The sequence below is a fragment of the Moraxella sp. CTOTU47915 genome, assembly GCF_031986685.1.
Classification (GTDB): Bacteria; Pseudomonadota; Gammaproteobacteria; order Pseudomonadales; family Moraxellaceae; genus Faucicola; species Faucicola tetraodonis.
In genome coordinates this window covers 1-9,071 of the sequence record NZ_DAMAAE010000027.1, presented here as the reverse complement: position 1 = coordinate 9,071, position 9,071 = coordinate 1, and the positions used below count along the sequence as shown (strand labels likewise).

Below are 9,071 nucleotides of genomic sequence, written 5' to 3'. Positions count from 1 at the left end.
AATTGATTATGTAGCTTATCCTAGCATATTTTTTAATCGTGAACAGGTTCTTAGACAATTCAAATCAATCGGCTGTCATGGATATCTCAAAGATTTATGAAAAAGTCGCAACCCTACCAAAACGCTTTTATGGCGCGTCCGCGACGCTTGCCCTAGTCTATCGACCACTTGCTAAAGCCAGTGAAACCAATCCGCCCATCGTTATCAAACACATCGGTGACAGTAGAGTTTATTATTTTTCAGCTGCCACAAAAACTTGGCACTGTATCACCAGTGACCATAATCTAATCAATCAATTGATTGATGAAAAAGCGGAAAATGAAAATCGCCAAGCCGACTTTGGCGAATATAACCAAGACGGTATGGCAAGTCCTATGTATGCATTAACCGATTGTTTGATTGCCGATAGTGACTTAGACAACAATCCAATGCCTACTTTTGACAGTCAAACGTTAAAGGTCTCATCAGATGATTGCTTAGTGGTATGTACCGATGGCGTACATGACTTAGTGCCTTGCGATAAATGGCAAAGTATCGATAAGCATACCGATTTGCAAGCATGGCTTAAACAGTTACGTAAGCAGATTTATGCCTCTGAAGGTCGTGCGTATGATAACGCAACAGCAATTTTAGTAAGGTTTGATGAGCATTAAAGAAAAAAGGCGTGTGTGAAATGGAAAATAATTCATCAGTACTTGATAGTGACATTGTAAAAGTCGATAAATATGAACCACATAAAATTGCCAATGGCAAAAATGAAGTCACTTTTTTTGTGGCGAGTGATGAGGTTGATTTGGCAGATTTGCAACGCTATCGGATACAGGCGCAAACGGATTATTTGATTGCGATTAATGGCACTGGTAAAGATTATGATTGCCTAAAACTTGCGGATAATGTCATCTTGTGTTCACTAAATGAAGTGCCTTTAGTTATGCAAGCATTTCAACGACTACATAGCGGTAGTGGCATCATTGGTATGAGTTGGGACGAAGTAAAATGGGCAATTTCTGGTAACAAAAATATTGAATTTTTACATGGTGTAGCAGGTGGTGAAAATTGCGTGGCTTTAGCATGTGAACAGTTTATCTCAAAACTACAGAGACTATCATCCAACTATCCGATTAAAAACGTGATGATTAATATGTTTGCGGATATTAGTTTTGGTTGTGAGCAGCAAGATTTTATTATCCAACAAATAGATAAAAATTTAATGGTTAATGATGCGACTACATTTTATCAGTTAAGTTTCTTTCATGAGTTTGATTACTGGAAAAAAGGTGAGCAGGGTTGTTGTATCTGTATGTTTTTGGTTTATGCCGATAAAGAAGATGATATTGAGCCAGTTATTATAGAAGACGATATACCGATGAAAACCACTAATCCAACTCAAAGAGCAGGCAACTCAATTAAATAGTATCTCAGACGACAACAGCAAAGGAATAAAAATGGATAATACAACCAAGTTAACCCATTTTGCCGAACACCTTAAACAAGCTGATGGTTTACTCATCACTGCAGGCGCAGGGATGGGGGTCGATTCAGGTTTGCCTGACTTTCGAGGTGACCAAGGATTTTGGAAAGCCTATCCACCGCTAAAGCACCTTGGCAAAAGCTTTGTCGATATGGCGACGCCAGAACTGTTCCACGCCAATCCAAAATTGGCTTGGGGTTTTTATGGTTTGAGGCTCAATGCGTATCGAGCAGTCGAACCGCATCAAGGTTTTCATCTACTTAAAAAATGGTCAGAAACATTACCCAATCTTAAAAACGGCTCATTTGTGTTTACCAGTAATGTCGATGGTGAGTTCCAAAAGGTCGGATTTGACGATGATAAGGTTTTTGAATGTCATGGCTCCATTCATTGGTTGCAATGTCTAGACAACTGTACTCGTGATATTTGGTCAGCCGATAGTTTTGTGCCTGTTGTTGATGAATATCATTGTCAATTAATCAATGATTTTCCCTTTTGTCCGCACTGCGGCGGAATGGCGCGCCCCAATATCTTGATGTTTAGCGATTGGCATTGGCAATCGCAGATGCAAGACGAAAAAGAGCAGAAGTTAATGGCTTGGCTAAAGCAAGTTAACAATCTAGCCATTATTGAATTGGGGGCAGGGACAGCTGTGCCGAGCGTGCGAAATTTTGGTGAGCGGTTAGTAAATCATTCAATTAACGAGTCGGTGAGTCTACTGCGTGTCAATATACGAGAACCGCAAGTGCCTAATAAGAGTAATTGTTTTGGGGTGAGTGTGGGGGCGTTGGAGGGTCTGATGTTGCTAAATGAAATTTTAATTTCAAGCTAGAAAAATATTTTATAGATATTAGTTTGATGATATCATTTATTGAAGAGTAGTTTAAATAAATACAATATGTTTTAAGAGGATCTTAAATTATGAAAAAAGGTGCAGATATATCTTCATGTGAACGTTATAGATACTCACTTTGGAGAATTTGGGATGAAAATAAGCCTTTGATTGGGTTTGTTGGATTAAATCCTTCAACTGCCGATGGAGAATTTGACGACAAAACAATCTCACGATGTATTAAATTTTGTGAGGAGTGGGGTTTTGGTGGATTTTATATGATGAATTTATTCGCTTATAGATCGACTGATTCAGGAATGATGATGAATGAAGAAAATCCCGTTGGCGATGATAATAATAAATTTTTGGCAGAGCTTGGCAACAAAGTTCAAAGAATAGTAGTTTGTTGGGGCAATAATGGTGCTTTTCGAAATAGATCAAATGAAGTTCTAGAAATGTTAAAAGGCAATGATTTGTATTGTTTAGCAATTAATCAATCTGGTGAACCTAAACACCCCTTATATGTAAATGGTTCTGCTCAACTTATTCCTTATATTATTTCTGGTGAATTATAAATTGAATAGATTATGACAAATGTAAATTTAAGATATTAATAATTTATTATTAATTCATTATTTTTTTTAATCTAAGAAATTCCCAAAACCTAAGCCATTGGCTGCAACCAACGGTAATCGCCTTTTATATTGGAAGGCAAATAAAATGAATATTATGGAAAAAAACCGTGGCGAACGCTTGATTTTACTGTATCAATATTTACCCAAAGGCGAAAAAAACGCCAAAACGCTAAGCGAGCTATTAACCAGGTTTAACCCCACAGGCGACAAAGCCAAAAGCCGAGCCAAACTACTAGAGCAAGATTTGCTTTCTTTATACTCTTTATTTGGTGACAACTCTATTTGTCGTATGCCAGCATGGGAAGAAGGGTCAATCGCAGGTAAAACCCCAAAATACTACCTTCACCCCAACTTTACCCTAGATAGCTATGACAATGAAAACCTATTTTTTTGGGAAATGCTTGATAAATTCACTGCCAACTACTTACCTAAAAATATTCACAATAAATTAACTGCCAAGATTGCGAATGTAAAAAATCATCAAAATCTGCAATATCAAATTAGTCAGCTTGGGCAATGGAAAAACCACCTATTTACGATACCAAGTTTATTGCAAGCGCCTAAATATGACGAGCATATTCTAAAAACTATTCATCAAGCGATCATCGATGGTAAAAGATTAAAAATAAGTTATCTAGCAAAATGGGCAAATGAGCCTGTTACACGGTGGGTTTATCCAAGGGGATTAATATTTATTGATAATATGATTTACCTAACTGCTTTTTACAAAGTAGAGGAAAGTATATCGACGCCTGAAAAAGTCTACTTAGATGCCAATCGAAATTACGCCATCATACGCATCCAATCCGTACAGATTTTAGAAGAAACAATACCCAATTGGGTGAATGAATTAAGTTTAGAACAATTAAGTCGAAAGGGCGTGCTTGAAACCCATTTAACGCAGCGAGGAAAGCCAATTATATTAAGGCTTAAAATTAATCATATTGCTGCCCAACATCTGACTGAGCGACCGCTGTCAAACGATCAGACGTTAGAAAAGCTGGATGAAGAAAACTTGTTACTTACAGCGACCGTGATGAATACCGTAAGGCTAGAGGATTGGCTGATCAGTATGTCGCATACGTCAGAAGTTATTGAGCCTGTTAAGCTCAGAGAAATTATTATTGATAGATTGACGGATGGACTGAATCAATACGCCAAATAAGATCATCAAATAGTAGTTTTAGATTAAAATTGAAATAATTTCAAATTAGTGATAATTAAAAACCAAAATAGAACTAATTTTGCATTAATGATTTAAGATTAATATGCTTTTTTATGTCATTTATAAGTATCATCCATAACTACTCAATTTAATCGTAAAGCCAACAAAATATTGGCGAAAAAGCTGCTATTCCTAAAGCAATCTACGTGATCGATGAACTATATGTAGCATAAATATCTCATTTTACGTGACAAATATCAGAGTTTGAAGAAATAAACCGATATTAAATGACTTTAAATACATCGTAAAAAATCCCTGTAACCATTGTAGTTTCAGGGATTTTACCTTAAAGTCATTTAAGGTAATTAGGTGGAATTTTAGCGCCGAAAATTTGCCAAGGTCGGGTTTTTTTAACCCACAGCCAAATCTTTCATACCCCACAGCCAACTAACCACAAAGCAGATTTACTCTGTTTGGTAATCTGAGGCGTGGATAGCGGTGTTTGGCTAATATTGTGAGTAAGCTCGCTCACATTAAGACCGCAGCTGGTCAAAAGCGCGGATAATAATTGATATTTGACTGCATAATTCATGTTTTGGGTATTGGCAATGGTATGGGTAACCATACCGACGACTTCGCCTGTGGGAAGCAGGAGCGGACTGCCACTTGAGCCAGGCTGAATTGGCGCAGTAAACTGCATAAAACGAATATCATTGCCAATGCCTTGTAGCCCTGCGATATTGCCTTGGGTGACTTGTAATTGGCTACCAAGACCTGTTAGCGGAAAACCAAGCGTAGTAATCTGCTCACCCAGCAAATCATAGCCACGTTCTCGCACGGGCAGATAACTTGGTAAAGGCTGATTGACTTTAAGTAACGCTGTATCACTACCTTCATCTGCCAGAACCACTTGGCATTCCATATCGGGATGGCCTTGTTGACGCAGTGCGATTTGCGTTGCCCCGTCCACCACATGCTCACAAGTGAGCAAATGATAGGGGTCAATCGCAAAAGCCGTCCCAGTCCAAGTTTCACCTGGCTGAGGGCGAGGACGTCTGTTGTCTGGTATGGATTGCAAAACGTTGCCTGTGGTCATGTTATTAGGGTAACGGGCGTCAAGGCTGATTTGTAAACGTTCGGCAAAATTGGCTAGACTTTGACTAGATGTTTCCGCGAGTGCTCGGCATTTATATTGCCCATTACGCTGATAGATCTCCAGTACAATACTGGCTTTGATATGGCGCTCTGGGGTATGAAACGCATAGTCAATATCGCTAGCGACTTTAATACCCAGGACTTTGATACCCAGATCATTGACTTCCACAGCTGGGGCAATCACACTCGCGTCTTGGTAAGCATACACGATCAGTTGCAGATGCTGGGTTTGATTTTGTGAAAACACATGGGCTAAGTCTAATGTCCAAACATGGCTTTTCTCACTCTCGACTTTCACTGCTGCCCAGTCTTTGCTTTCATGCAGATAAGCAGGGCTGGTAGTTGCTCGGCGACTCGCATCCATCGCTATCCAAACGCAGCCCATCTCAACCCCAAAACGACTAGCATTTTGGCTAGTTACTGTCACTTGGCAAGGCGTGTGGGGGATAGGCGTATTTGCCCCAAGTACCAAAGTTGGCATCGTGTTTCCTTATTTTTTTATTATCCGAATAAAAAAATACCCCATTGACAGCAAATAGGGTATCGTTATCTACAATTAGACGTTAGGCATGTGGTGTAATGGCCGGCATCAAATCATGAAAGGTACGACCACTGGCAATTTCACCAATGGCATGCATTTTCCATTCACCATTGTGGCGATAAATCTTTGCTAAAATCAGCGCGGTATGACTGCCTTGAGCTGATAAGTTATACCGAGCCACTTCGCTATTATTGCCGGCATTAACGATACGACAAAACGCACCCGCAACTTTCTCAAACGTTTGACCCGTAAAGCTATTCACAGTAAATACCAGTGACTGTACATGAGCAGGGATACGAGATAAATCGACATTGATGACTTCATCATCGCCATCCCCTGCGCCTGTGCGGTTATCGCCTGTATGAACGATACTACCGTCCTTTGACTGCAGTTGACCAAACCAAATTGCATCGATGGGCTGTTTGCTCGCGTCAAACATAATGCAAGATGCATCCAAATCGATACTATCATTACTACCGCCGCCACCAAATAGACTGCCCAAAAAGCCACCGGATTTTGGGGTGGATGCAACATCCCACCCTAGACCCATTTTGATCCGATTCAGTGCCGTGCCTGCTTCTTTATCGAGTGAAATTTTTTGCCCTTTTTGTAGACTAACCGCCATCTTCATATCCTTTATTTAATGAGTTTTTATCATTATTTTAATGGTAAATTGCTGCTTGAAATCCGATTTAGCCGATATTTACGCCATATTGTTGGCACATAGCTGCTAAGCCACCTGCATAGCCTTGACCCACCGCACGAAATTTCCATTCGCCATTGTGTTTGTAGACTTCGCCAAATACCATAGCAGTTTCGATGGAATAGTCTTCTGCTAAGTCAAACCGTACTACCTCTGCCCCTGTTTCTTCATTGACCACACGGATGAAGGCATTAGATACTTGACCAAAGTTTTGATTACGAGCTTGGGCATCGTGGATGGTCACAGTGACAGCAATTTTTTCAATATCGGCTGGTACTTGTGACAGGTTGACTTTAATCACTTCGTCATCACCGTCACCTGCCCCTGAGCGGTTGTCCCCGGTATGTTCAACTGCACCGTTGTCAGATTTTAGTTGGTTATAAAAAATAAAGTCATGGTCGCCGCGTACTTTGCCCATATTATTAAGCAAAAATACGCTGGCATCTAAGTCAAATTCTGCCCCTGATGTGGCACGCTCATCCCAACCTAGACCAATTAATAGCCGTGTTAGGGTAGGATCTGTTTTTGACAGGGATAAGTTACCGCCTTTATTGAGTGAAATGGCCATTTGGCTCTCCTATACTATAGTATGTATTATCCAAATTTATTTGATGATGTTTTTCTCTATCAAATTAAACAATTATCGGTATAAAGTCAAAGTTCTATTCGTTATTTTAACGCTTTAATCATTATATTTTTTTAGAAACTTAAAAATGAATTAAGTAAGAACTTCCTCACAATCTTTTCAATAATAAAGTAAGGAAAGCCAGACTGGTAAATTGAAGGCTCGTATTTAAAAGCGACTTGACTAGTCGCCGTGTGGCGAAAGCTATGGAAAATAAAGGCATGTTCTTCAAGTCAACTATCCCACAGCATTGTTGTTGGTCATTGTTATTTTATTAGCGCAACCAATTAACATGCGAGCATCTTTATAGGGCTAAATACTAACGGTTTAACTGTTGACCCAATTGCATCGCCATCGCGATATTATAGGCAGTCTTTTCAACATTCTGTTTTGCTAAAGCAAGTGCCTCATCAAGCGAGCCTAAAGTTTGAATACTGGGAATCGCGATTGTAAAACCATCGTCTTTCCAATGGCTGTGTGGGTCATCGACCACGCCACAAATGGCGATAACGGGCACATTAACTGTTTTGGCAAGTGATAGCACGCCTGATGCTACTTTGCCCATGGAGGTTTGAAAATCCATCTTCCCTTCACCGGTGATGACCAAATCTGCTTGCTGAATCATTTGCTCAAGATTACTAAATTCACTTACCAGCTGAAATCCGCCAGTCAGTGTTGCCGATAAAAACGTCATTAACGCAAAACCCAAACCACCTGCGGCACCTGCGCCTGCTTCATGACGATTATCGGGGAAATTTTGACGGCGGGCAATATTGGCAAAATGGTTAAGTGCATTATCTAAAATAACGATATCGTCTAGCGTCGCCCCTTTTTGCGGGGCATACACATGGCTAGCACCGAGTTTGCCACATAATGGATTGGTCACATCACAGGCGACGGTAATACTAATATCAGCGATTTTATCGCTAACTGCACGGCTGTCAATAAACGCCAATGCCGCTAATGCTTTACCGCCTTGTGCAAGCTCATGGTGCTGTGCATCCAAAAAACGATAGCCCAAGGCCTTTAGCATACCTGTACCTGCATCATTGGTGGCACTGCCACCGATACCTAGGATAATATGTTTTGCGCCTTTATCAATCGCATCAACTAGCATTTCACCCACGCCATAAGTGGTCGTGATACCTGGGTCTCGCTCTGACTGTGTCAGCAGGTGCAAGCCAGCACAGCTTGCCATCTCAATAATGGCAGTTTGATTGGGCAGTAGCACATAGCTTGCCTCAATCGGGCGCATCAAAGGGTCATGTGCAATGATACGTTGCCATTCGCCAGACAGCGTTTCTTTAAGCGCAGCAGCCGTGCCTTCACCACCATCTGCCATTGGGATTTTAATGATGTCAGCTTCTTTAAAAACAGTGGCAAATCCTGTCTCAATGGCATCACATACTTCACTGGCAGTGAGACTTTCTTTAAATGAATCTGGGGCAATGACAATTTTCACGGTGCTTTTCCTAAAGTTATTTTATGACAGGGTATGACTTAAAGCAGAATAATCGATAATAACCAGATAAACACCATGCTAACGACACCTTGGATACCTGTAGCGACAGTATGTGCTTTATAGGCTTGTGGCACACTCATACGACTAAACTGACTGACAACCCAAAAATAGCTATCGTTGGCATGGGATACGGTCATCGCGCCTGCCCCAATAGTACAATCATCGGAACATCTTTTTTCCCGTCGTTTCATGAGTTAACTGAGTTTGTCCATCACATCAGCTAACTGTAGCAAATATGTACGAAACAATACCAGAACTTTTGACTGACATACCGTATTATTTCTAGAGGCAATTTTTTCTAGAGGCAATTTTGACGTATTGCGACACTTAATTTAAGACTAAAAAGGACTTTGACACGATGAACCAGCAAATAAAAAATCAGCACGACCTTAAACAGTATGAACAAAATTTTCCTTTAAACC

At 40.3% G+C, this 9,071-nt stretch carries 10 protein-coding genes and 1 pseudogene; 5 read left to right on the top strand and 6 right to left on the bottom strand.

What is annotated here, in order from left to right; translation table 11 throughout:
- The first annotated feature begins 77 nt into the window (after positions 1–77).
- The 5 genes from RTL34_RS11305 to RTL34_RS11285 all read left to right on the top strand — a co-directional run bounded on the left by RTL34_RS11305 (position 78) and on the right by RTL34_RS11285 (position 4,103).
- Positions 78–653 (top strand): PP2C family protein-serine/threonine phosphatase, encoded by a 576-nt coding sequence (locus tag RTL34_RS11305; RefSeq protein ID WP_312116992.1) that lies wholly within the window; start codon positions 78–80, stop codon positions 651–653.
- Positions 654–673: 20 nt separating this feature from the next.
- Positions 674–1,414, top strand: a complete 741-nt coding sequence (locus tag RTL34_RS11300; protein ID WP_312116990.1) for a hypothetical protein — start codon at positions 674–676, stop codon at positions 1,412–1,414.
- Positions 1,415–1,445: 31 nt separating this feature from the next.
- Positions 1,446–2,303, top strand: a complete 858-nt coding sequence (locus RTL34_RS11295) for an SIR2 family NAD-dependent protein deacylase (protein WP_312116989.1) — start codon at positions 1,446–1,448, stop codon at positions 2,301–2,303.
- Between the two features lie 89 nt (positions 2,304–2,392).
- Positions 2,393–2,878: a DUF1643 domain-containing protein gene (locus RTL34_RS11290; protein ID WP_203172500.1), complete on the top strand. Its 486-nt coding sequence runs from the start codon at positions 2,393–2,395 to the stop codon at positions 2,876–2,878.
- Between the two features lie 145 nt (positions 2,879–3,023).
- Positions 3,024–4,103 (top strand): helix-turn-helix transcriptional regulator, encoded by a 1,080-nt coding sequence (locus RTL34_RS11285; protein WP_312116987.1) that lies wholly within the window; start codon positions 3,024–3,026, stop codon positions 4,101–4,103.
- 430 nt (positions 4,104–4,533) lie between these two features.
- Here RTL34_RS11285 and RTL34_RS11280 read toward each other — a convergent pair whose 3' ends face one another.
- The 6 genes and pseudogenes from RTL34_RS11280 to RTL34_RS11260 all read right to left on the bottom strand — a co-directional run bounded on the left by RTL34_RS11280 (position 4,534) and on the right by RTL34_RS11260 (position 8,840).
- On the bottom strand, positions 4,534–5,739 hold the full coding sequence (locus RTL34_RS11280; RefSeq protein ID WP_312116985.1) for a S1 family peptidase: 1,206 nt from the start codon (positions 5,737–5,739) through the stop codon (positions 4,534–4,536).
- An 82-nt stretch (positions 5,740–5,821) separates the two neighbouring features.
- Complete coding sequence (locus RTL34_RS11275; RefSeq protein WP_312116982.1) at positions 5,822–6,424, bottom strand: TerD family protein; 603 nt, start codon at positions 6,422–6,424, stop codon at positions 5,822–5,824.
- Between the two features lie 67 nt (positions 6,425–6,491).
- Positions 6,492–7,070: a TerD family protein gene (locus RTL34_RS11270; protein WP_188875545.1), complete on the bottom strand. Its 579-nt coding sequence runs from the start codon at positions 7,068–7,070 to the stop codon at positions 6,492–6,494.
- A gap of 166 nt (positions 7,071–7,236) precedes the next feature.
- Positions 7,237–7,320: pseudogene (locus RTL34_RS11570) on the bottom strand (IS5/IS1182 family transposase); the annotation flags it as partial.
- A gap of 126 nt (positions 7,321–7,446) precedes the next feature.
- On the bottom strand, positions 7,447–8,589 hold the full coding sequence (locus tag RTL34_RS11265) for a glycerate kinase (RefSeq protein ID WP_312116979.1): 1,143 nt from the start codon (positions 8,587–8,589) through the stop codon (positions 7,447–7,449).
- 38 nt (positions 8,590–8,627) lie between these two features.
- Entirely contained in the window at positions 8,628–8,840 is a 213-nt protein-coding gene (locus RTL34_RS11260; RefSeq protein WP_312116978.1) for a GntT/GntP/DsdX family permease, read from the bottom strand.
- Positions 8,841–9,071: the final 231 nt, after the last annotated feature.